This window comes from Sphingomonas radicis (assembly GCF_051400635.1).
GTDB lineage: Bacteria > Pseudomonadota > Alphaproteobacteria > Sphingomonadales > Sphingomonadaceae > Sphingomonas.
The window spans coordinates 997,001-1,016,839 of record NZ_JBLFFG010000002.1 but is presented as its reverse complement, the minus strand read 5'-3'; the positions used below and the strand labels follow the sequence as shown (position 1 = coordinate 1,016,839).

The 19,839-nt window shown below is 66.3% G+C and carries 24 protein-coding genes; 14 read left to right on the top strand and 10 right to left on the bottom strand.

All coding sequences use genetic code 11. The annotated features are described in order from the left end of the window. Positions 1–10: 10 nt before the first annotated feature. The 7 genes from ACMGDH_RS11735 to tatC all read left to right on the top strand — a co-directional run bounded on the left by ACMGDH_RS11735 (position 11) and on the right by tatC (position 5,098). Positions 11–955 (top strand): DUF808 domain-containing protein, encoded by a 945-nt coding sequence (locus ACMGDH_RS11735; RefSeq protein WP_436828107.1) that lies wholly within the window; start codon positions 11–13, stop codon positions 953–955. Positions 956–1,002: 47 nt separating this feature from the next. Continuing rightward, entirely contained in the window at positions 1,003–2,019 is a 1,017-nt protein-coding gene (nagZ, locus tag ACMGDH_RS11730) for a beta-N-acetylhexosaminidase (RefSeq protein WP_436828106.1), read from the top strand. A gap of 151 nt (positions 2,020–2,170) precedes the next feature. Continuing rightward, positions 2,171–2,905, top strand: coding sequence for a segregation and condensation protein A (locus ACMGDH_RS11725; protein WP_436828105.1), 735 nt, complete (start codon positions 2,171–2,173; stop codon positions 2,903–2,905). Further along, positions 2,902–3,489, top strand: a complete 588-nt coding sequence (gene scpB / locus ACMGDH_RS11720; RefSeq protein WP_436828104.1) for an SMC-Scp complex subunit ScpB — start codon at positions 2,902–2,904, stop codon at positions 3,487–3,489. Before ACMGDH_RS11725 ends, scpB begins: the two co-directional genes overlap by 4 nt. A 92-nt stretch (positions 3,490–3,581) precedes the next feature. Then, positions 3,582–3,824: a twin-arginine translocase TatA/TatE family subunit gene (locus tag ACMGDH_RS11715; protein ID WP_436828103.1), complete on the top strand. Its 243-nt coding sequence runs from the start codon at positions 3,582–3,584 to the stop codon at positions 3,822–3,824. Between the two features lie 63 nt (positions 3,825–3,887). Next, complete coding sequence (gene tatB, locus ACMGDH_RS11710; RefSeq protein ID WP_436828102.1) at positions 3,888–4,322, top strand: Sec-independent protein translocase protein TatB; 435 nt, start codon at positions 3,888–3,890, stop codon at positions 4,320–4,322. After that, positions 4,319–5,098, top strand: coding sequence for a twin-arginine translocase subunit TatC (tatC, locus tag ACMGDH_RS11705; RefSeq protein WP_436828101.1), 780 nt, complete (start codon positions 4,319–4,321; stop codon positions 5,096–5,098). The genes tatB and tatC overlap by 4 nt, the downstream gene beginning before the upstream one ends. 51 nt (positions 5,099–5,149) lie before the next feature. Here the strand turns inward: tatC and ACMGDH_RS11700 are convergent, their stop codons facing one another. The 3 genes from ACMGDH_RS11700 to ACMGDH_RS11690 all read right to left on the bottom strand — a co-directional run bounded on the left by ACMGDH_RS11700 (position 5,150) and on the right by ACMGDH_RS11690 (position 7,300). Next, on the bottom strand, positions 5,150–5,284 hold the full coding sequence (locus tag ACMGDH_RS11700; protein ID WP_436828100.1) for an entericidin A/B family lipoprotein: 135 nt from the start codon (positions 5,282–5,284) through the stop codon (positions 5,150–5,152). Positions 5,285–5,553: 269 nt separating this feature from the next. After that, entirely contained in the window at positions 5,554–7,122 is a 1,569-nt protein-coding gene (locus ACMGDH_RS11695; protein ID WP_436828099.1) for a sensor histidine kinase, read from the bottom strand. 10 nt (positions 7,123–7,132) lie between these two features. Then, positions 7,133–7,300 carry a NepR family anti-sigma factor gene (locus ACMGDH_RS11690; RefSeq protein ID WP_436828098.1) on the bottom strand — a complete coding sequence of 56 codons (168 nt, stop codon included), beginning with the start codon at positions 7,298–7,300 and terminating at the stop codon, positions 7,133–7,135. Positions 7,301–7,580: 280 nt separating this feature from the next. On the opposite strand from ACMGDH_RS11690, the gene ACMGDH_RS11685 reads away from it, so the two are divergent. From ACMGDH_RS11685 to ACMGDH_RS11675, 3 genes are all read left to right on the top strand, one after another. Continuing rightward, a complete protein-coding gene (locus ACMGDH_RS11685) occupies positions 7,581–8,384 on the top strand; it encodes a response regulator (RefSeq protein WP_436828097.1) in 804 nt (267 codons plus the stop codon). A gap of 63 nt (positions 8,385–8,447) precedes the next feature. Then, positions 8,448–8,585: a hypothetical protein gene (locus ACMGDH_RS11680; protein WP_436828096.1), complete on the top strand. Its 138-nt coding sequence runs from the start codon at positions 8,448–8,450 to the stop codon at positions 8,583–8,585. A gap of 91 nt (positions 8,586–8,676) precedes the next feature. Beyond that, complete coding sequence (locus ACMGDH_RS11675) at positions 8,677–9,336, top strand: sigma-70 family RNA polymerase sigma factor (protein WP_436828095.1); 660 nt, start codon at positions 8,677–8,679, stop codon at positions 9,334–9,336. Here the strand turns inward: ACMGDH_RS11675 and ACMGDH_RS11670 are convergent, their stop codons facing one another. The 3 genes from ACMGDH_RS11670 to ACMGDH_RS11660 all read right to left on the bottom strand — a co-directional run bounded on the left by ACMGDH_RS11670 (position 9,337) and on the right by ACMGDH_RS11660 (position 11,351). After that, positions 9,337–10,497 (bottom strand): BaiN/RdsA family NAD(P)/FAD-dependent oxidoreductase, encoded by a 1,161-nt coding sequence (locus ACMGDH_RS11670; protein ID WP_436828094.1) that lies wholly within the window; start codon positions 10,495–10,497, stop codon positions 9,337–9,339. Positions 10,498–10,540: 43 nt separating this feature from the next. Beyond that, positions 10,541–10,720, bottom strand: a complete 180-nt coding sequence (locus ACMGDH_RS11665; protein WP_436828093.1) for a hypothetical protein — start codon at positions 10,718–10,720, stop codon at positions 10,541–10,543. 361 nt (positions 10,721–11,081) lie between these two features. Further along, positions 11,082–11,351: an SWIB/MDM2 domain-containing protein gene (locus tag ACMGDH_RS11660; RefSeq protein ID WP_436828092.1), complete on the bottom strand. Its 270-nt coding sequence runs from the start codon at positions 11,349–11,351 to the stop codon at positions 11,082–11,084. Positions 11,352–11,718: 367 nt separating this feature from the next. On the opposite strand from ACMGDH_RS11660, the gene ACMGDH_RS11655 reads away from it, so the two are divergent. The 3 genes from ACMGDH_RS11655 to ACMGDH_RS11645 all read left to right on the top strand — a co-directional run bounded on the left by ACMGDH_RS11655 (position 11,719) and on the right by ACMGDH_RS11645 (position 14,675). Next, entirely contained in the window at positions 11,719–11,955 is a 237-nt protein-coding gene (locus ACMGDH_RS11655; protein WP_436828091.1) for a hypothetical protein, read from the top strand. A 195-nt stretch (positions 11,956–12,150) separates the two neighbouring features. Continuing rightward, on the top strand, positions 12,151–13,809 hold the full coding sequence (gene leuA / locus ACMGDH_RS11650) for a 2-isopropylmalate synthase (RefSeq protein WP_436828090.1): 1,659 nt from the start codon (positions 12,151–12,153) through the stop codon (positions 13,807–13,809). 287 nt (positions 13,810–14,096) lie between these two features. Then, entirely contained in the window at positions 14,097–14,675 is a 579-nt protein-coding gene (locus tag ACMGDH_RS11645; RefSeq protein WP_436828089.1) for a hypothetical protein, read from the top strand. 35 nt (positions 14,676–14,710) lie between these two features. Here ACMGDH_RS11645 and ACMGDH_RS11640 read toward each other — a convergent pair whose 3' ends face one another. From ACMGDH_RS11640 to folE, 4 genes are all read right to left on the bottom strand, one after another. Further along, positions 14,711–15,082, bottom strand: a complete 372-nt coding sequence (locus tag ACMGDH_RS11640; RefSeq protein ID WP_436828088.1) for a PRC-barrel domain-containing protein — start codon at positions 15,080–15,082, stop codon at positions 14,711–14,713. A gap of 116 nt (positions 15,083–15,198) precedes the next feature. Continuing rightward, on the bottom strand, positions 15,199–15,546 hold the full coding sequence (locus tag ACMGDH_RS11635; RefSeq protein ID WP_436828087.1) for a dihydroneopterin aldolase: 348 nt from the start codon (positions 15,544–15,546) through the stop codon (positions 15,199–15,201). Then, on the bottom strand, positions 15,539–16,303 hold the full coding sequence (locus ACMGDH_RS11630) for an SDR family oxidoreductase (RefSeq protein ID WP_436828086.1): 765 nt from the start codon (positions 16,301–16,303) through the stop codon (positions 15,539–15,541). Before ACMGDH_RS11630 ends, ACMGDH_RS11635 begins: the two co-directional genes overlap by 8 nt. After that, the gene (folE, locus tag ACMGDH_RS11625) at positions 16,303–16,923 is read right to left on the bottom strand and encodes a GTP cyclohydrolase I FolE (protein WP_436828085.1); all 621 of its coding nucleotides are present in this window, start codon (positions 16,921–16,923) and stop codon (positions 16,303–16,305) included. The genes ACMGDH_RS11630 and folE overlap by 1 nt, the downstream gene beginning before the upstream one ends. Before the next feature lie 225 nt (positions 16,924–17,148). Here folE and ACMGDH_RS11620 point away from each other — a divergent pair, with 225 nt between their 5' ends. Next, positions 17,149–19,755 carry a TonB-dependent receptor gene (locus ACMGDH_RS11620; RefSeq protein ID WP_436828084.1) on the top strand — a complete coding sequence of 869 codons (2,607 nt, stop codon included), beginning with the start codon at positions 17,149–17,151 and terminating at the stop codon, positions 19,753–19,755. Positions 19,756–19,839: the final 84 nt, after the last annotated feature.

Here is a 19,839-nt window from a genome sequence, read left to right as displayed (position 1 = left end):
GGGGGAATAGATGCCAGGCGGACTAGTTGCGCTGCTGGACGACGTGGCGGCGCTCGCCAAGCTGGCGGCTGCGTCGGTGGACGATGTCGCCGCGGCTGCCAGTCGCGCGGGCGTCAAGGCGGCGGGGGTGGTGATCGACGATACCGCGGTCACGCCGCGCTATGTCGTCGGCCTGTCGCCCGAGCGCGAGCTGCCGATCATCTGGAAGATCGCGGTCGGCTCGCTGCGCAACAAGCTGCTGTTCATCCTGCCGGTCGCGCTGGCGCTGAGCGCGCTGGCGCCCTGGGCGATCACGCCGATCCTGATGGTGGGCGGCGCCTACCTCTGCTTCGAGGCGGCCGAGAAGATCATCGAGGCGCTGAGCGGGCACCACCATGCCGAGGAAGTCGTGGCGATCCACGATCCGGCGGTGCTCGAAGCGCGGCAGGTGAGCGGCGCGATCCGCACCGACTTCATCCTTTCGGCGGAGATCATGGCGATCGCGCTCGCCGAGCTGCCCGACCTTTCGTTCGGACTGCGCGCGGCGGTGCTCGCGGCGGTGGCGCTCGCGATCACCGGGGGCGTCTATGGGGCGGTGGGGCTCATCGTGAAGATGGACGACATCGGGCTGCACCTCAGCCTCCGCCGCTCGCGGTCTGCCCGCGCGCTCGGGCTGTTCCTGGTCCGCGCGATGCCGGTGCTGCTCCAGGGGCTCTCGCACCTGGGCGTAGCGGCGATGGTGTGGGTCGGCGGCGGCATTCTGCTCCACGGGCTCGAGAGCTTCGGCCTCGGCGCGATTCCGCATGCGCTCGAGCATTTCGCCGAGGAAGTCGCGCACGCGCTGCCGTTCGCGCAGGGCGCCGTGGCCTGGCTGATCAATGCGATCGGCGCGGGGATAGCGGGGCTGATCGTCGGCAGCGCGATTGTCGGCGTCCTCCACCTCGTGCCGCGCAAGCACCACGCCTCGGCCGAATAAGTGACAAGCATCTCCCGCGCAGCGCATCCTTGGGGTAGGGCAGCTGCATGAAGCCCGTGATCTTCGGCATTTCCGGCCACCAGCTCAGCGCGGACGAGCGCGCATTCTTCAAGGAAGCCGACCCGCTCGGCTACATCCTGTTCAAGCGCAACTGCGGCGACCGCGCGCAGATGAAGGCGCTCACCGACAGCCTGCGCGAGCTTTCCGGGCGCGACGACGTGCCGATCCTGATCGACCAGGAGGGCGGGCGCGTTTCGCGGATGCAGCCGCCCGAATGGCCGGAATTTCCCGCAGGCGCCGCCTTCGACGCGCTCTATGAGCTGGCGCCGGTCTCCGCGATCGAGGCGGTGCGCGCCAATGCCCATGCGCTCGCGCTGATGCTCGCCGAAGTGGGCGTGAACGTGAACTGCGCACCGCTGCTCGACGTGCGCCAGCCCGAAGTGACGCCCGCGATCGGCGACCGCGCGTTCGGCGGCGACCCGATGCGAGTCGCGGCGCTGGGGCAGGCGATGCTGGAGGGCATGCGGCGCGGCGGCGTGGTCGGCGTGGTCAAGCACATGCCGGGGCACGGCCGTGCGCTGGTCGACAGCCATTATGAGCTGCCGCGGGTGGCGGCGGATGCGGCGGCGCTGGAAGCGGACATCGAGCCCTTCGCCAGCCTCCACGAGGCGCCGATGGGGATGACTTGCCATGTCGTCTTCGAGGCATGGGACGCCGAGCGCCCCGCCACGCTCTCGCCCAAGGTCATCGCCGAGATCATCCGCGGCCGGATCGGCTTCGAGGGGCTGCTGATGACCGACGACATCGACATGAAGGCACTGTCGGGCACCGCGGGCGAGAAGGCGGCGCTGGCCCTCGCGGCGGGCTGCGACGTCGTGCTCGATTGCTGGGCGCGGATGGATGAAATGATCGAGATCGCCGGGCGGATCGGCGAGGCTACGCCGGAATGCCGGGCGCGGCTGGACCGGGCGATGGCGACGGTGGCCGGAGGGGCCGAGGCTGCGGATTTCGGCCGGCTCCTCGCCAAGCGCGACGCGCTGCTGGCGGAGGTTGCGTCCGCCTGACTCTATCCTCCCCCGCCAGGGGGAGGTGGCGCGCATAGCGCGACGGAGGGGGAGGAAGCACGCCGCACCGTTCTGGCATCCTCCCCTCCGTCAGCCTGCGGCTGACACCTCCCCCTTGCGGGGGAGGATATATGGCTGCTTAACTCCGGCGATGGACGCGGAGGCATCGGACACCCTCAAGATCGAGCTCGACGGCTGGGAGGGCCCGCTCGACCTGCTGCTGGCGCTCGCGCGCACCCAGAAGGTCGACCTTCGTCAGATCTCGATCCTTCAGCTGGTCGAGCAATATCTCGCCTTCGTGAACGAAGCGCGCGCTCTGAGGCTCGAGCTGGCGGCCGATTATCTCGTGATGGCGGCATGGCTCGCCTATCTCAAATCGGCGCTGCTGCTCCCGCGCAACCCTGAGGAGACGCCGAGCCCCGAGGAACTGGCGCTTAGGCTCCAGCTCCGCCTCGAACGGCTCAACGCGATGCGCGAGGCGGGGGCGCGGCTGGTCGCACGCGACCGGCTGGGCCGCGACACTTTCCTGCGCGCCGCGCCCGAGGGGCTGCGCGTGCTGCGCAAGGCGCGCTACGAAGTCGAGATCTACGATCTGATCGCCGCCTATGGCCGGATCAGCGCGCGCACCCGGCCGGTGATGCATGTGGTTGCCCAGCGCGACGTGATGACGCTGGAGGAAGCGATCGAGCGCGTCTCGACACTGATCGGCGCCCGGATCGACTGGAGCACGATCGAGAGCTTCCTGCCCGAACACGCCACCGGCACCTATCGCAAATCGGCGCTCGCCTCGTCGTTCGTCGCGGCGCTGGAGCTCGCGCGGCAAGGGCGGCTGGAACTGAAGCAGAAATCCGCCTTCGCGCCGCTCTATCTCAAGGCAAGTGCATGATCCCTCAGGACGATCTCGCCCGCGCGGTGGAAGCCGTGCTGTTCGCTTCCGAGCACCCCCTGAACGTCGACGAGATCCGCGCGCATGTGGGGCAGGAGGCCGATGTGCGCGATGCGCTGACGCGGCTCGGCGAGTTCTACGCCGGGCGCGGGATCGAGCTGGTCCGCAGGGGCGATCGCTGGCATTTCCAAACCGCGGCCGATCTCGCGCACCTGCTGCGGCGCGATCGGGAGGAAGCGCGCAAGCTCAGCCGCGCGGGCATCGAGACGCTGGCGATCATCGCCTATCACGAGCCCGTAACCCGCGCCGAGATCGAGGCGATTCGCGGCGTCCAGATCAGCAAGGGCACGATCGACGTGCTGATGGAGGCAGGCTGGGTGCGGCCGGCCGGGCGGCGCGAAGTGCCGGGGCGGCCGCTGATGTATGGCACCACCGCCGGATTCCTCACCCATTTCGGCCTCTCCAGCCGCCGGGACCTGCCAGGGATAGACGACCTGAAGGCCGCCGGTCTGCTCGACCCGGTCGACCTCGCGTTCGAACAGGCCGAGACCGAGGAAAGCGAAACTGTCACGGAAGACGAATAGGCGCTGGCCACCGAATCTTGTGGGCCTGCGCCCAAGCCGTTGCCGGATGCGTGCGCGAAGCCTAGATAGACCCCGACACGAGGAGATTTCCCATGGGTAGCATGAGCCTGATGCACTGGCTGATCGTCGGCATCCTGGTCATTTTGTTGTTTGGCGGTAGCCGTTTCTCGAACATGATGGGTGACGTCGCCAAGGGCATCAAGCAGTTCAAGAAGGGCATGGCCGAAGACGACGAGGCGAAGCCCGCGCCCCCGACCCGGATCGAGGGCAAGGCTGCGCCGGAGACCGGCTTCCAGCAGACCGAGGCCGAGCGCACGCGCGAAGAGCAGCGCTGAGCACTCGACCCCAGTTGAATTATCCGCGCGCCGTCGGCGGCGGCGCGCCTGAGGCAATCCTGAATGTTAGACGTTGCGCCGACCGAATTGCTGCTCGTCGCCATAGTGGCGCTGCTGGTGATCGGTCCCAAGGATCTGCCCACGGCGATGCGCTTCGTGGGACGCTGGGTGGGCAAGGCGCGCGGCGTGGCGCGCCAGTTCCGTTCGGGGTTCGACTCGATGGTGCGCGAAGCCGAACTCGCCGAGATGGAGAAGCAATGGGCGGCGGAGAACGAGCGGATCATGCGCGAGCATCCGCCGACGCCTGCGCTTCCCGCACCCGGTGAGCCTGGAGCCGAGATCGACGCCGGCGCCGAGCCGGTGATGGTCGCGCAGCCAGCGTTCAAGGAAGAGACTGCGGAACCGGCGGCCGCGAGGGCGATCGAGCCCGCGCCCAAGCCCAAACGCACGCGCAAGCCCAAGGCGGTCGCGCCTACGCAGGACGAGCCGCTTCCGTGAGGGACATCGACGACACCCAGGCCCCGCTGCTCGACCATCTGATCGAGCTTCGCCGCCGCCTCCTCTGGTCGCTCGCTGCGCTGGTCGTGGCGTTCGGCAGTTGCCTCTATTTCGCGCGGCCGATCCTCGGGTTCCTGGTGGCTCCGCTGGGAGCGGCCGGGGAAACGAGGGTCGTCAACACCGATGTCTATGGCGGCTTCCTCGTCGAGCTGAAGGTAGCCTTCTTCGCTGCGCTGATGATCGCCTTTCCGGTGATCGCGAATCAGCTCTGGCAGTTCGTTGCGCCCGGGCTCTACCGCAAGGAAAAGAGGGCGCTGCTGCCCTTCCTGCTTGCGACGCCGGTGCTGTTCATCGCCGGCGCCTGCATGGCCTATTATGTGGCTATTCCGGTAGCGGTGAAATTCCTGCTGACCTTCCAGGGCGATCTTGGCGACACGGGCGTGTCGCAAGAGGCCATGCTGGAGATAAACCTCTACCTCAAGTTCGTGATGCAGTTCATCTTCGGCTTCGGGCTCTCGTTCCTGCTGCCGGTGCTGCTGATGCTGCTCGAGCATGCGGGCATCGTCACCTATGAGCAGCTCAAGGGTGCCTGGCGCTACGCGATCGTGGGTGCCTTCGCGCTCGCCGCGGTGCTGACTCCGCCGGATATCGGCTCGCAGCTGCTGCTCGCAGTGCCGCTATGCGGGCTTTATTTCCTCGCGCTGGTGGCGATCTGGTTCACCCGGCGGCGGCGCGAGCGTGCGGCGGAAGCCGACAGCGAGGCCGAGTCCGCCTGATACAAAAAAGCCCCTCCCGCGGAGGGGAGGGGCTTGGCTGAATTGGTTGGATTACTTGGCGTCGTCGGCGGTGTCGGCGACCGTATCGCCGGCCGAAGAAACGTCCCTGCCGACACCCTCGATCGTGTTGCACGCCGAGAGCAGGATCGCGCCCGCAAGCGCGGTGCAGGCCAGAAACTTGCGCATCGTCATTCTCCGTCAATTACCCTGAAGAAATGCGCAGCCGGGGCGAATCGTTCCGCAGCCGGTGCGATGTTCCTTTGATCTCTGTGGGGAAATCCCTGTTCGGGAAAGTGTTAGGCCCGGAAGCGTCACCGGGGGGGGGGGAGGGTTGACGCTTCCGGGCCCATGTCTTGGATAGCGAGAGCGGGGGGGCAAAAGGTCACTATCCGAGGTGCAGAACGAGCTTTCGCTTCCGGGGTTCCAGCGGTTCTCGAAAAAATGCGAAAAAATTTTCAGGGGCGGCCGGTGATCGCGATTGCGGCTTCATAGGCGCCCACGAGCGGGTCGTAATCGAGCTTCGTCCGCAACTGCCGCGCGAGGCCCAGGATGACGCGGCCGTAGCGGTTCTCGATCGCCGCATCCATTTCGGGCGTCTGCACCAGCGCCGGCGAGCTCACGCGCAACAGCGCCCGGTCCGGCTCCTCCGTCCCCTTGATCGAGATGCGGATCTGCGCCGCTGGGCTGCAGGTCATCGCAAGCTCGATCAGCTCGGTAAGGAGAAAGGCGATCGCGATCGCAACGTCTTGGTTCACCAGCAGCGGCTCGATATCGAGCGTGATGCCCAGCCGCGCTGCCGAATCGGGTGCCGTCGCCCGGATGTTCGCGGCAAGCTCGCCGACTACCGACCGGAGCTCGAGCCCGCGGTTCTCCTCCAGCTCGGCATAATGGTGGCGGTGGACGACCGCGAGCGCATCGACGCGGCGCTGGATCGAGGCATAGGCTTCGCTCGCCTCGGGCGTCTTGGCGCTGCGGGCGTGGAAGTTGATCAGGCTCGATATGACCTGGAGGTTGTTCTTTACCCGGTGATGGACTTCGCGGGTCAGCCTGGTCTGTCGCACCAGCCCCTCGGCCAGATCGGCCTCGTGGAGCTGCACGGTCCGGCTGATCTGGCGGAAGGTGTCGCTCAGCTCGCGGATCTCCTGTGCCGGAATCGAGCCGAAGCGGCGCATGTCGATGACTTCGCCCGGCCGATACTCGCCCACGCTCTTTCGTAATCGACGAAGCGGACGGATGAGCAATATGTCGACCACGAACCAGCCGATCGCCGCGGCGGCGACCCACATCAGCACCAGCAGCAGCGTAGTGAGGATCAGCGGCGAGGTGATCGGTGCCCCCGGCATCAACATCTCGAGCGCGAGCCCGTCGATCGAAAGCTCGCCCTGGATCTTCTCGCGCCGATCTAGCGGACCCACCCCCGAAAGCTCGCGAAGCACGAGCCGGTTGTCGTGCTCGACGATCGCGGCGCCATATTCGGGCACGAAGCCGCTGGGGCGCGACATCGTGTTGAGCGCGGAGACCGGATAATAAGCGACCGCTGTGAACCCGCGTGATCCGGCGACCCAGATGGCGAGGCCGTCGCTTCGCACCGAGGCTTCGACCTGCGAAGGGCTCAGCGCCGGCGCTCCTTCGATGCTGAAACGCTGGCCGCAGAGCACGCGGCCGTCGCGGGCGGCGATCGCGAAACGGACTCCACTCTGCGCGGCGAAGGTTCCGATCAGGCGCGTGCAGCTTGGCGCATCGGCGGGATCACGTTCGAGCGCGGCCAGCGCCTCGCTGAGCTGACTTACCTGGTTCGTCAGCGCGTTATCGAGCAGGCCGGAGCTTTCCTCCGCCACAGCGCGGAGGCGTTGACGAGCTTCGGAGTCGGCGGTTTTGGTGGTCTGGAGCGTGGTGAAGAGCGCGATGAGCGCGAGGGGGAGCAAAGCTCCCACCAGGATCAGGAATACCTTGGCGCCCGTGGGTATCCGCGCGACTGCCGACACCGGTGCTGCGGTGTACGGTTCCTGCTCGGCGTTATCCATGCGAGGGGGGCTAGTCGAGCTTCTTCAGCAGGTCGAGAAGATCGTCGGGTACGTTTTCCTTGACGGTGTCGTCGTACGCGCGGCGCAGCGCATCGCCGAGATCGCGATTGGGCCGGCCACTCTCCGTCCCGCCCTTCGGCTTCGGCGGCTTTTTGGTCTCGTTTCTCGCGGAATGCACCAATTCCCCCCTGAGGACCCGGACGACCGGGAGCCCGGACAATGAACGAATTGCCTTCAGACGCCCACGCCTCGATAACGCCGTGATGGCAGAGCGCAAGCGCCTGTATGGTGCGGGGGCACCATATGGCCTGGGCGATGAAACCAAACAGCGCGTCGATTGTTCCACACCCGATGCGAATTCCGGGGAGGGGCTCCTTCGGGAAAGCAGAATCGTTTGCAAAGAATATGCCCGGGCGCGATGAATGCGGCCCGCGCACTCGAAGGAGAATAGTTCGGTTATGTCGCTTGGACAGCAACTCGCGCCCCATCTTCCCTTTCTGCGCCGCTACGCACGTGCGCTCACCGGCAGCCAGGTGGAAGGTGATCGCTACGTGCGTGCCGCGCTGGAGGCGATCGTCGCGGCGCCCGATCAGTTCCCGCGCGAGGTCGATCCTCGCCTGGGCCTCTATCGTACCTTCCAGGCCATCTGGCAGTCCACGCACCTGGAGGAAGAGGACATCCCCGGAGATGCGATCAACGACAATGAATCGATCGCCCGCCGCCGCCTCGCGCAGCTGACGCCGCTTTCGCGCCAGGCGCTGCTGCTCACCACCGTGGAGGGCTTCAGCATCGAAGATGCGGGCTATCTGATCGAAGAGGAGCCCGAGGGCGTCTCCAGGCTGGTTGCCGAGGCAGTGGCGGAGATCGAGCGCCAGACGCGCACGCGGGTGATGATCATCGAGGACGAGCCGCTGATCGCGATGGACCTCGAGCAGATCGTGCGCGATCTGGGCCATGAAGTTACCGGAGTCGCGGTGACGCGCGACGAAGCGGTCGCGCTCGCGATGGAGGATCGGCCTGGCCTGGTATTGGCCGACATTCAGCTCGCCGACGACAGCTCGGGCATCGACGCGGTCAAGGACATCCTCGCCGAATTCCAGGTGCCGGTGATCTTCATCACTGCCTTCCCAGAGCGATTGCTGACCGGAGAGCGGCCGGAGCCGACCTTCCTCATCACCAAGCCGTTCCAGCGCGAAACCGTGAAGACGACGATCAGCCAGGCGCTGTTCTTCGATACCGCGACGGTTCCCGCCGCGGCCTGAAAAATCTCGCGCGCGAGTTCCACACGATACGGAGCCAAAACGGTTTTCGGGGGTTGGAGAGACATGGCTGAGAACGACGAACACATCCATGTCTCCACCGATCGGGCCCGCGCCGGGACCACTCCCCACATGACCCGCTATGTGCTGGGCTTCGGCCTGGCGCTGGTGGTCGTCGCTTTCGCGGCTATCCTCTGGCTCTGAGCCCGGGCCGGTCGAAATGCTGGCAATCGGGGACGCCGCACCTATCTCCAATCCCAACGGGCCATCGGCGCGTGCTATTGAACGGGATCGAATGACTCAGTCCGAACAGTCCGGTGATCGCGTCGATTCCGCCAAAGAGGAAGCGGAGGCGCCGCGCGAGCACGTTGCGCTCTCGGACCCCGAGTTCAAGACGCAGCTGGCGCAGGTGATACCCCATCTGCGTGCCTTCGGGCGCTCGCTCTCGGGCAGTCGGGATCTTGCCGACGATCTGGTGCAGGAGACGCTGCTCAAGGCGTGGGCGGCGCGCAAGCGCTTCCAGGCCGGCACCAACATGCGTGCCTGGACCTTCATCATCCTGCGCAACCTCTACCTCTCCCAGATGCGCCGCGCGCGCTTCAAGGGCGAGTGGGACGATCTGGTCGCAGACCGGCTGCTCGCGGCGCCCGCGAGCCAGGACCGGCACGTCGAGCTTTCCGACATGCAACGCGCGCTGCTGCACCTGCCGCAGCCGCAGCGCGAGGCGCTAATCCTCGTCGGCGCCGGCGGCTTCGCCTATGAGGAGGCGGCCGAGATCTGTCAGGTGGCGGTGGGCACGATCAAGAGCCGCGTCGCACGCGGCCGCGTCGCGCTCGAGGCACTGCTGAGCGAGGGGCAGTTGCCGTCGCGGCGCGAAATGGTCGCCAATCCGGACGGCAAGAGCGCACTCGACACGATCATGGGCGAAGTGGACGACCTCAGCCGCGATCGCTGATCAGAGTGCTTGGCCTGCCGCCCAGCCGCTCGCCCAGGCCCATTGGAAATTGTAGCCGCCGAGCCATCCGGTGACGTCCACCGCTTCGCCGATCGCGTAGAGGCCGGGCACCCTGCGCGCCTCCATCGTCTGGGACGAGAGTTCGGCGGTGGAGATGCCGCCCACGGTGACCTCGGCCTTGGCGAAGCCTTCGGTGCCGCTGGGGCGGAACTGCCAGTCGGCGAGGCGATGCTCGGCGTCGGCAAGCTTGCGATCGGGGAGGTTGGCGAGCTCGCCCGCGAGCGCGAGCTGCTCGGCGAGAGTCTCCGCCAATCGATCGGGCAGTAGTTCGGAGAGCAGTTTGCGGATCGTGGTGCGCGGACGCGCGCGTTTGGCCGCAACGAGCCAGCCCGGAACCTGATCAGGCAGGAAATCGATCGCGATCGGCTCGCCGGAGTGCCAATAGGAGGATATCTGGAGGATCGCCGGACCCGAGAGTCCGCGATGGGTGAACAGCGCGGCCTCGCGGAAGCTGGTCTTGCCGGCGCGAGCGACCACCTCGGTGGAGACGCCCGAAAGCTCGCGGAACAGCGCCTGGTCGGGCGGCAGGGTCAGCGGCACGAGGGCAGGGCGGGGCTCGACGATCTTCAGCCCGAAGCGGCGCGCCAGCGCATAGGCATAGCCGGTCGCGCCGAGCTTGGGGATCGAAGGCCCGCCGGTGGCGATCACCAGCGCCGGCGCCGATACATCCCCCACATGGAAGCGCCCATCCGAATGGCCGATTTCGCCGACGGCGCGGCCGGTGCGAATTTCCACACCCGCCTGCGCGCATTCGTCGAGCAGCATGTCGACGATCTGGCGTGCCGATCCGTCGCAGAAGAGCTGACCCAGCGTCTTCTCGTGCCAGGCAATGCGATGCCGCTCGACCAGCGCCAGGAAATCCTGCGCGGTGTAGCGGCCGAGCGCGGACTTGGCGAAGTGCGGGTTGGCGGAGAGGTAACGATCGGGTGCGACGTGCAGGTTGGTGAAGTTGCAGCGTCCGCCGCCCGAAATCAGGATCTTCTTGCCCACCTGATCGGCATGATCGAGCAGCAGCACGCGCCGGCCGCGCTGCCCGGCCACCGCCGCACACATCAGGCCCGCGCCGCCGCCGCCCAGGATGATTGCGTCGTACTGGCTCATACTCCCGTCCTAAAAGGGAGGGGAGAAGGAAGAGTTTCGCCCATCAGTGCAGCTTGGCGATGCTCAGCCCGTCGAGCTTGGCGCGCTCCTTCACCGATTCCTCGCTGCGGGTGAGCGCCTTGGCGATAGCTTTCAGCGGCATCCCCTTCTTGGCGAGCGTGTGGAGCTTCTGGATCTCGTCGGGCCGCCAGGGCTGGCGGTGGCGCTCGAAACGCTTGGACATGCTGGTCTCCTGTTGCTCCCGCGCCATGCCAGTCGCGCGCCGCCCTGACCAGCCGATGGTGCCCGAAGCGAACGCGATTGTATCGATTGCAAATGCGCAGCTGTTGTCAGCTTCCCAATCCTCTCCCGCCGGGGGGGAGGTGTCGCCGGAGGCGACGGAGGGGGAGGAAGCGTGACGATGGTTGATCGCCGTCCCCCCTCCGTCAAGCTGCGCGTGCCACCTCCCCCTGGCGGTGGAGGATTGCATTGCTGCCTGCCGCTTCGCGCTCGTAATCGATACGATCGCCAAAACGAAACGGGGCGGGCCTCAGTGAGACCCGCCCCGCCTGCGTGTAGCGTTGCCGGCGCGAGCCGGCGACGGCTTACTTGACGTGCTTAGAGATGTGCTTGTTCATCTCGAACATCGTCGCCTTCTTGCCGCCGAAGATCTTCTCCAGCTTGTCGTCCGCCAGGATCTCGCGCTTGTTCGCGGGGTTCTGGAGGTTGTTCTTCTTGATGTGGTCCCACATCTTGCTGACGATCTCGCTGCGCGGCAGCGGCCCGGCGCCGACGATCGCGGCCAGCTCCGGCGAGGGGGTGACCGGCTTGGCAATGCCGCCGCGCGCTCCGCCAGATGCTTTGTTCTCGGCCATTTGTCTCTTCTCCTGTTGTGCCCGAAATTCCGGGCTATTTGCTTCGTCGACGCCCCGGCTTTGAACCCTCCCGCCGTGCCGCATTCGACGATGTACCGCGATCCGCCCCTGTGGGCGCGGACCTGCACCCTTTTGATCGTGCTCTTGGGCGTCTGTCTAGCCACACTTGGGCAGTAAAGCCGGTTTTTGGGGCAATTTGCGGTGGAAAAACGCCCTTCAAGGCCTCTCCGGGCCCTTTCGGGCGGCGAATCGGCGCGCAGGAGGGGCCGCGCGGATGTCGCCGGCGAGCACATATGGAGGGCGTTCGGGGTCGCTGTTGCTCCTGCCAAAGGGCCTGCTAGGCTCCAAATGAATGGAGGGCGTCACCATGCGATTGCTTGCGCTGTGCGGACTAGTTGCTCTTGGTGGCTGTGGGGACGGCACGACCGGCACCAACTATTCGGATCCGCCTCCGATGGCCGAGATCGTCGCGACGCCTACGCCGAGCCCGATCGCAACGCCGACTCCCGAGGAGAATGTGGGGGAGGCGGCCGTTACGGCTTCCAACGACACCACCGCGCCGGAGCCGGCGGAAGCGGAGGATGCTCCCGCACCCGCTGAATAATCCAGACGGTGGACAAAACCGCCCGCGCGACCCATAAGAGTCGCGTGACGAACGCTCTGCGCCTTGGCCTGCGACTTATTCGCCCTTAGGGGCCGAACCGCCGCGCGCGCACGTCCCTAAGGGTAAATTCGAGCCTTCCCGTCTGCACTGCGCCTGCGCTATGCGCGCGGCCGCTTACCCCGAGAGACACGTCCCATGTTGCGCGATCCCAGCGTCAAGTACCGTCCGTTCCCGCAGGTCGACCTGCCCGACCGGCAATGGCCCAGCCGCACGATCACCAGGCCGCCGCGCTGGCTTTCGACCGACATGCGCGACGGCAACCAGGCGCTGATCGATCCGATGGACGGCGAGAAGAAGACGCGCTTCTTCGAGCTGCTGTGCAAGGTGGGCATCAAGGAGATCGAAGTCGGCTTCCCCAGCGCGGGCGCGACCGAGTTCGACTTCATCTCCGGGCTGGTGCGCGAGGATCGCATCCCCGAAGACGTGGTCGTCCAGGTGCTGACCCAGTCGCGCCGCGACCTGATCGAGACGAGCTTCGAGAGCCTGCGCGGCGCGAAGAGGGCGATCGTCCACCTCTACAACGCAGTCTCGCCCGCGTGGCGACGGATCGTGTTCAACATGGGCCGCGACGAGATACGCCAGATCGCCGTGGAGGGCGCAAAGGTGCTGCGCGACTGCGCCGCCGCGCAGCCGAACACCGACTGGCATTTCGAATACAGCCCCGAGACCTTCTCGACTGCCGAGCTCGATTTCTCGGTCGAGGTCTGCGAGGCGGTGATGGAGATCCTGCGCCCCACGCCGGAGAAGCCGCTGATCCTCAACCTGCCGGCGACAGTCGAGGCGGCAACGCCCAACGTCTATGCCGACCAGATCGAATGGTTCTGCCGCAACATCCGGAACCGGGATTCGGTGGTGATCAGCCTGCACACGCACAATGATCGCGGCACCGGCGTCGCCGCGTCCGAGCTGGGGCTGCTGGCCGGCGCCGACCGTGTCGAGGGCTGTCTGTTCGGCAATGGCGAGCGCACCGGCAATGTCGATCTGGTGACACTCGCGCTCAATATGTACACGCAAGGCGTTGATCCGGGGCTGGATTTCTCGGACATCGACGAGGTCATCCAGACCGTGGAATATTGCAACCAGCTCCCCGTCCATCCGCGCCATCCCTATGCGGGCGAGCTGGTGTTCACGGCCTTTTCGGGCAGCCACCAGGACGCGATCAAGAAGGGTTTCGCGGCGCAGGCTGCGCGCAACGACCAGATCTGGGACGTGCCCTATCTCCCGATCGACCCCAAGGACCTGGGCCGCGACTATGAGGCAGTGATCCGCGTCAATTCGCAGTCGGGCAAGGGCGGTGTCGCCTGGGTGCTCGAGCAGGACCGCGGGCTCAAGCTGCCCAAACGGATGCAGGCGGATTTCTCGCGCCACGTCCAGGCGCTCGCCGATGAGACGAGCCGCGAGCTCAACGCCGGCGATATCGGCGCATTGTTCGACCGGACCTATCTACCAGGCGACGATGCCCGCATCGCGCTGGTCGATTACGAGGAGAGCGGCACGGCGGGGAACCGCCTGTTCGTCGGGCGGATCGCTATCGACGGCGAGACGCGCTCGATCTCGGGGCGCGGCAACGGGCTGATCTCGGGCGTGATCGATGCGCTGGCCGGCAGCACGGGCCCCAAGCTCGACGTAGTCGACTATAGCGAGCACGCGATCGGCCATGGCGCCGACGCGCAGGCGGCCGCTTATGTCGAATGCCGCACCGACGACCGGCGGACGGTGTTCGGCGTCGGAATCGACGCCGATATCGCGACTGCCAGCGTGCGAGCGGTGCTGAGCGCAGCCAACCGGGCCTGAGGCGTGTTGAGGCTCGGCCTGATCTCCCCTCCCTGCTTGCAGGGAGGGGCTGGGGGTGGGTGCGCGCGTCTGCGCGCCTAAAGACTCAAATTCGCACGATGAAAGCACCGGACGAGGCATCGAGCCTCGCCCGCCGCTACCCACCCCTTGATCCCCTCCCTTGCAGGGAGGGGAAACTGGTGGCGGATGCCGTCGTTGCCCCGCGAGCGTGGCGACGGATGAACCCGCTTGTCCTATGCGTCTGCGCGCGCGACAATTGCCGTTCATTCGGCAGGGCATGATCGCATATGGACCAGCTCTATCCGCACATCCGGGTCGTCCTGAGCATCATCCTCGGGCTCGGCATCACGACGCTGCTGACCGGTATCGCGTCGATCATCGAGCATCCGAAGCGTCGTCGCTGGTCCTGGGTCCATATGTTGTGGGTCGTCTGGGCGCTGGTTTCGATCGTCACTTTCTGGTGGTGGGAATTCGCGCTCTCCGCGGTGCCGCGCTGGAGCTTCGGCGGCTATCTGTTCATTATCAGCTATTGCTCGCTCTATTTCATGCTGTCGTCGCTGCTGTTCCCCAAGGATCTGCGCGACTATGGCAGCTACGAGGCCTATCTGCTGGACCGCCGCTACTGGTTCTTCGGGCTGATCGGGTTGATCGCGCTGGTCGATCTCGGCGACACCGCGCTCAAGGGCGGCGCGCGCTGGCATGCGCTGGGCGCGGCCTATCCTATCCACACGCTTGCGACGCTGGCCATCGCAGTGCTCGGCATGACGCTGCGACGCAGCCGCGCGCATCTGGTGCTGGCCGTCTGCGCGCTGGTGTATCAGATCGGCTATTTCGCCGTCGAATATGTGGCGCTGACCGCGGGGTGAGCCGCCCCGGCTGAGCCGGAGCGGCGCGTCTCGCGTCAGACCGGATAGGTCAGGCCGTAATAGCCGTAGACCCGCTCGTTATATTCGCGGTCGTAGCGGGGTTCCTCGCCCGCTGCATATTTGGGCGCGGCTTCGAGAACTTCGCGGTCCAGATCGACGACATAGCCGCCCTGATCGGTGTCATAGGTCAGCTTGTCCCAGGGCAGCGGATAATAGTCGCTGCCGAGCCCGAAGAGTCCGCCGAACTGGAGCACGGCATACTCCACATTGCCCGAGCGCTTGTCGACCATGAAGTTGTAGATGCTGCCGAGCTTCTCGCCGTCACGGTCGTAGACCGCGGTGCCTTCGACCTTGTTCGACGCGATCAGCGCGTCGGTTTCGTCGGTTGCGATGTTGGTGTCGTTCATCTGGCTCGTCTCCCGAGACTCGCCCCGCCCGCAGGAACAGCTTCAACGCAGCGGATGACCGCGTGATGACGGCGCGGGCGAGCGAAGAGCCAGGGCGTGCGGCGTTCGCGCCGAGGCTAGGGACGCACCACTTCGCAGCCGATCTGGGCGTCGGGATAGATGTCCGGCTTCATCGAACGCACGCGGACCTGGACCACGCGGGGGTCGGCGAGCGCGAGCGCGGCGACGGCGTCGCACAGCGTCTCCTGGAGCTCGAAATGGCGCGATGCGGCGAGGGTGCGGATGCCCTCGCGCAGGAAATCATAATCGATCACCGCTTCGATCCTGTCTTCGGGCGCTGCGTCGTAGCGGCAGGTCATCGCGACGCTCAGCACCACGCGCTGGGGCGCCGCGCGCTCCTGGGGGTGGATGCCGAGCCCCATCGGCACGTCCAGACCCTCGAGCAGGATCGTGTATTCAGCCATTCGGCCGCTCCCGCCCCTCGAACATCACGTCGCCGTCGCGCGGCAGGAAGCGCTGGCCGCAGTCGACGAAGATGTTCTGCCCGGTGATGCTCGGCGTCGTGAGCAGCTGCTCGACCGTCGAGGCGACGTCGGCAAGCGCTACGGGGCGCTGGAGGAGGTTCTGCCGCGCATGCTCGGCGAACGCTTCGGCGCTCTGGTCGAGGCTGGGGAGGGTGAGGCCGGGCGAGACGGCGTTGACGCGGATACGCGGCGCCAGCGCGCGTGCCATCAGCTCGGTCGCAGTGGCGAGCGCGGCCTTGCTGAGCGTGTAGGTGAAGAAATCGGGGTTGAGGTTGGCCAGCTTCTGGTCGAGCAAATTGACCACCGCGCCCTCCGCGAGGTCCTCCTGCGCCGCGAGCGCCGAGGCGAGCGCGACCGGGGCGCCGCAGTTCACGCGCATGTGACGGTCGAGCAGCGCGAAGCCGGTGAGCGGAAGCGCGTCGAATGCGAACAGCGAGGCATTGTTGACCAGCCCCTCGATGGGCCCGTCCAGCCCCTCGCGCGCCGCGGCGATCAGCGCGGGCGCAGTCTCCGCCTCAGCGAGCTCGCCGCCGACCACGCAGGCGCGGCCGCCCTCGGCTTCGATCTGCGTGCGCAGTGCTTCGGCTTCGTCGGGCGAATGATGGTGGTGGATCGCCACGCCGTGGCCGCGCAGCGCGAGGCGGCGGGCGATCGCCGCGCCGATCCGCCGCGAGCCACCCGTCACCAGAACACGCATCAGTAGCCCATCAGCTTGAGCACTTCCTGCCGGCTGCGCTCATCATCGCGGAAAACGCCCATCATCCGGCTGGTGACCATGCCCACGCCGGGCGTGCGCACCCCGCGCGCGGTCATGCAGGCGTGCGTCGCCTCGATCACCACCGCTACGCCCACGGGCTTGAGCCCGTTCCAGATGCAGTCGGCGACTTCGGCAGTCAGCCGCTCCTGCACCTGCAGGCGGCGCGCGAAGGCGTGGAGCACGCGCGCGAGCTTGGAGATGCCGACGACATGGTCCTTGGGAAGGTAGGCGATCGAAGCCTTGCCGATGATCGGCGCCATATGGTGCTCGCAGTGCGACTGAAAGGGAATGTCCTTCAGCAGCACGATCTCGTCATAGCCGCCGACTTCCTCGAACACGCGCGAGAGGTGGTGCGCGGGGTCCTCGTCATAGCCCTGGCAATATTCCTTCCAAGCGCGGGCGACGCGCTCGGGCGTGTCGAGCAGACCCTCGCGCATGGGATCGTCGCCCGCCCAGCGGAGGATCGTACGGACCGCTTCGGCCACTTCGGGAGGGACGGGCAGCTTGGCCGGCGGGGCGACGAGATCGCCATCTTCCGAACCGTCAAAAATTTCCGCCATCATTCCTGCCTTTTCCGATGCGATCTGACGTTACGGCAACCGCCATTTGCCGGTTGCGAGCGCCGCGGCCCCTTGCGCCTGCCAACCGAGAGCGGCGGGAAACCGCAGAGTTCCGCGGTTCATGCCCGTTGACGGGGCTCGGGAAATGCAGCGATAGTTGCAAGAGAAATAAAAGCAACGCCGAGACCGAGTACGGCCGGCACAGGGGCAGGAGAGGGGATTCCCATGAAGAAGTTCGACTTGCTGGCCGCGACTGCGCTGTCGTTGTTCGCCATCGCGCCCGTCTATGCGCAGGAAACGCCGGCCGATCCACAGTCCGGGGCCGAGGACTATCAAGGCGCGAACGAGATCGTCGTCACCGCCACCCGCCGCAACGAGACCGTGCAGGACGTGCCGATCGCGATCACCGCGATCGGCCCCGAGCTACTGCAGAACGCCGGAGTCGAGAACGTCCGCGACCTGGAACAGCTCGCTCCATCGATCCAGACCTCGACCGGCCAGTCCTCGGCGACGGGCACGACGATCTATATCCGCGGCATTACCACCGGGGGCGACAATCCCGGCTTCGAGCCTGCGGTGGGCGTGTTCATCGATGGCGTGTTCCGCGCCCGCGCGGGCGTGGCGATCTCCGAATTGCCCGAGCTCGAGCGGATCGAAGTGCTGCGCGGGCCGCAGGGCACGCTGTTCGGGCGCAACACGTCGGCCGGCGCGCTCAGCATCTACACCGCGCAGCCCAAGTTCGAGCTCGGCGGCTATGTCGAGGGCATGTACGGCAACTACAACGCCTATGGCGTTCGCGGCGCAGTCACCGGGCCGGTGAGCGAGCGGCTCGCGCTGCGCGTCGACGGCGGCTATCGCAAGCGCGACGGCTATATCAAGGACGCCAACAGCGACCGCCGGCTCAACGACATCGATCGCTGGAACGTTCGCGGCCAGGCGCTGTTCGACAGCGGCGACGTCACCTTTCGTCTGATCGGCGACTATTACGAGACCGACGAGCAGTGCTGCGGGACGGTGTCCGTCGTGCGCGGTCCGCTGGCCCAGGTGATCAACGGCATCGCGGCGGCACAGGGCCGCACGGGCATCTACACCGGTCCGCCGAGCGACCGCATCCAGGCGATGTCGCCCAACCGCGACTATGCCGAGCGGGTTCGCGACTGGGGCGTCTCGGGCGAGCTCAACTGGGATCTGGGCGGTGCCAAGCTGACGTCGATCACAGCCTATCGCAACTGGCGTGCGCTCCGGAACCAGGACATCGACTTCTCGGGAATCGATCGCGCCTATCGCGACGGCTATCGCACCGAGCTCAAGGACTTCACCCAGGAACTCCGCTTCCAGGGCTCGGCGTTCGGGGGCGTGCTCGACTGGCTGGTCGGCGGCTTCTACCTCAACGAGTCGAACAAGCTGCGCGACACGGTGCGCTTCGGCAACGACGCCAACCTTTATGTCGACGCGGCGCTCAACGGCGCGACTCGCTCGCCCGCGCTGCCGACGGGCGCGCAGTTCTTCGGATCGCTGGGAACCAGCGCGCCGCTGTTCGGCCAGGTGCTGCTCGCCCAGAACCCGATCGTAGCGCCGCCGCCCGCCGCCGGCCTGCCGCCCGTCCGGCTGCGCGACATCGCGCCGGTGGGATCGCCCCTGTTCGCCTATCTCAACACGCCGCTGACCGGGAACCCGGCAGGATCGGGGAACAACAACGACGATTTCAGCGTGAAGACCAATGCCTTCGCGCTGTTCACCCACAACATCATCAACGTCACCGACAAGCTGTCGCTGACGCTCGGCGCGCGCTGGAACCATGAATCGAAGAAGCTCGACGCTTCGATCAACAACACCACCCCTGCGTGCAATTTCTTCTTCAGCGCCGACCCGCGCGCGGCGACCTATCGCGCGCTGATCCAGGGCGCGAGCTCCGCGCTGTACCAGAACCTGTTCCTGCTGAGCTGCAATCCGGCGGTAAGCAGCGAGTTCAACGGCAATTACACCGACGATTTCACCGATGACGCGATCACTGGCACGGCAAAGATCGCGTACAAGTTCTCCGAGGACCTGCTCGCCTATGCGGGCTATGATCGAGGGTACAAATCGGGTGGCTACAACCTCGACCAGGCGACGTTCGACTCGGTAATTTTCGGCGGCAATGGCGCGCAGGGATCGGACCTGCGCTTCGACGCCGAGACCAACGACTCGTTCGAAATCGGGCTGAAGGCCAGCCCGAGCCGCGCCTTCTCGTTCAATGTCGCGGCCTTCTACATGAATTTCTATGGGCTGCAGTCGCTGGTGTTCGCGGGCAACAGCTTCGTCGTGCAGAATGTCGACAAGAGCACCAGCAAGGGCGTGGAGATCGAATCGACGATCCGGCCGGCGCGCGATCTGACCTTCCAGCTCGGCTACAGCTACATCAGCGCCGAATATGACGAATCGAACGACTTTACCGGCACGCCGCTACAGGGGCAGGAAGGCCAGCAGTTCAACAACCAGCCGCTGCACACGATAACGGGTGCGATGACCTGGGAGCCGCAGGTTTCGAGCGCGATCAAGGGGCTCCTCCACATCGATTTCCGCTACAACAGCGAAGTCGACATCCCGTCGAGCAATCCCGATCCGGTGACGGGCCGCACTGCGATCCGCAACGAAGGCTATGCGCTGGTCAACGGCAGCATCGGCCTGCAATCGAACGACGGAAAGATCCGCGGCGAGGTGTTCGTCGAGAACCTCACCAACACCTTCTACTATATCAGCGGCTTCGCCGTCCCCGAGCAGACGGGCAACTTCAACGGCTATCCCGGCTATCCGCGCTTCTACGGCGCGCGGCTGCGCTTCGGCTTCTGACCCGGCGGGACGCGCAAGACGAAAGGGCCGGGGCAGCGATGCTCCGGCCCTTTGCCTTACGCTCTCCACCGTCATCACGCTTTC

Coding starts and splice junctions, on each gene's coding strand:
- ACMGDH_RS11665 (WP_436828093.1), bottom strand. CDS start 10,720: ATGTCCAAGCGTTTCGAGCGCCACCGCCAGCCCTGGCGGCCCGACGAG.
- ACMGDH_RS11645 (WP_436828089.1), top strand. CDS start 14,097: ATGGACCAGCTCTATCCGCACATCCGGGTCGTCCTGAGCATCATCCTC.
- leuA (WP_436828090.1), top strand. CDS start 12,151: ATGTTGCGCGATCCCAGCGTCAAGTACCGTCCGTTCCCGCAGGTCGAC.
- ACMGDH_RS11660 (WP_436828092.1), bottom strand. CDS start 11,351: ATGGCCGAGAACAAAGCATCTGGCGGAGCGCGCGGCGGCATTGCCAAG.
- ACMGDH_RS11670 (WP_436828094.1), bottom strand. CDS start 10,497: ATGAGCCAGTACGACGCAATCATCCTGGGCGGCGGCGGCGCGGGCCTG.
- tatB (WP_436828102.1), top strand. CDS start 3,888: ATGTTAGACGTTGCGCCGACCGAATTGCTGCTCGTCGCCATAGTGGCG.
- scpB (WP_436828104.1), top strand. CDS start 2,902: ATGATCCCTCAGGACGATCTCGCCCGCGCGGTGGAAGCCGTGCTGTTC.
- folE (WP_436828085.1), bottom strand. CDS start 16,923: ATGGCGGAAATTTTTGACGGTTCGGAAGATGGCGATCTCGTCGCCCCG.
- ACMGDH_RS11620 (WP_436828084.1), top strand. CDS start 17,149: ATGAAGAAGTTCGACTTGCTGGCCGCGACTGCGCTGTCGTTGTTCGCC.
- ACMGDH_RS11630 (WP_436828086.1), bottom strand. CDS start 16,303: ATGCGTGTTCTGGTGACGGGTGGCTCGCGGCGGATCGGCGCGGCGATC.
- ACMGDH_RS11640 (WP_436828088.1), bottom strand. CDS start 15,082: ATGAACGACACCAACATCGCAACCGACGAAACCGACGCGCTGATCGCG.
- nagZ (WP_436828106.1), top strand. CDS start 1,003: ATGAAGCCCGTGATCTTCGGCATTTCCGGCCACCAGCTCAGCGCGGAC.
- ACMGDH_RS11675 (WP_436828095.1), top strand. CDS start 8,677: ATGACTCAGTCCGAACAGTCCGGTGATCGCGTCGATTCCGCCAAAGAG.
- ACMGDH_RS11685 (WP_436828097.1), top strand. CDS start 7,581: ATGTCGCTTGGACAGCAACTCGCGCCCCATCTTCCCTTTCTGCGCCGC.
- ACMGDH_RS11680 (WP_436828096.1), top strand. CDS start 8,448: ATGGCTGAGAACGACGAACACATCCATGTCTCCACCGATCGGGCCCGC.
- ACMGDH_RS11700 (WP_436828100.1), bottom strand. CDS start 5,284: ATGCGCAAGTTTCTGGCCTGCACCGCGCTTGCGGGCGCGATCCTGCTC.
- ACMGDH_RS11695 (WP_436828099.1), bottom strand. CDS start 7,122: ATGGATAACGCCGAGCAGGAACCGTACACCGCAGCACCGGTGTCGGCA.
- ACMGDH_RS11725 (WP_436828105.1), top strand. CDS start 2,171: ATGGACGCGGAGGCATCGGACACCCTCAAGATCGAGCTCGACGGCTGG.
- ACMGDH_RS11735 (WP_436828107.1), top strand. CDS start 11: ATGCCAGGCGGACTAGTTGCGCTGCTGGACGACGTGGCGGCGCTCGCC.
- ACMGDH_RS11715 (WP_436828103.1), top strand. CDS start 3,582: ATGGGTAGCATGAGCCTGATGCACTGGCTGATCGTCGGCATCCTGGTC.
- ACMGDH_RS11635 (WP_436828087.1), bottom strand. CDS start 15,546: ATGGCTGAATACACGATCCTGCTCGAGGGTCTGGACGTGCCGATGGGG.
- ACMGDH_RS11655 (WP_436828091.1), top strand. CDS start 11,719: ATGCGATTGCTTGCGCTGTGCGGACTAGTTGCTCTTGGTGGCTGTGGG.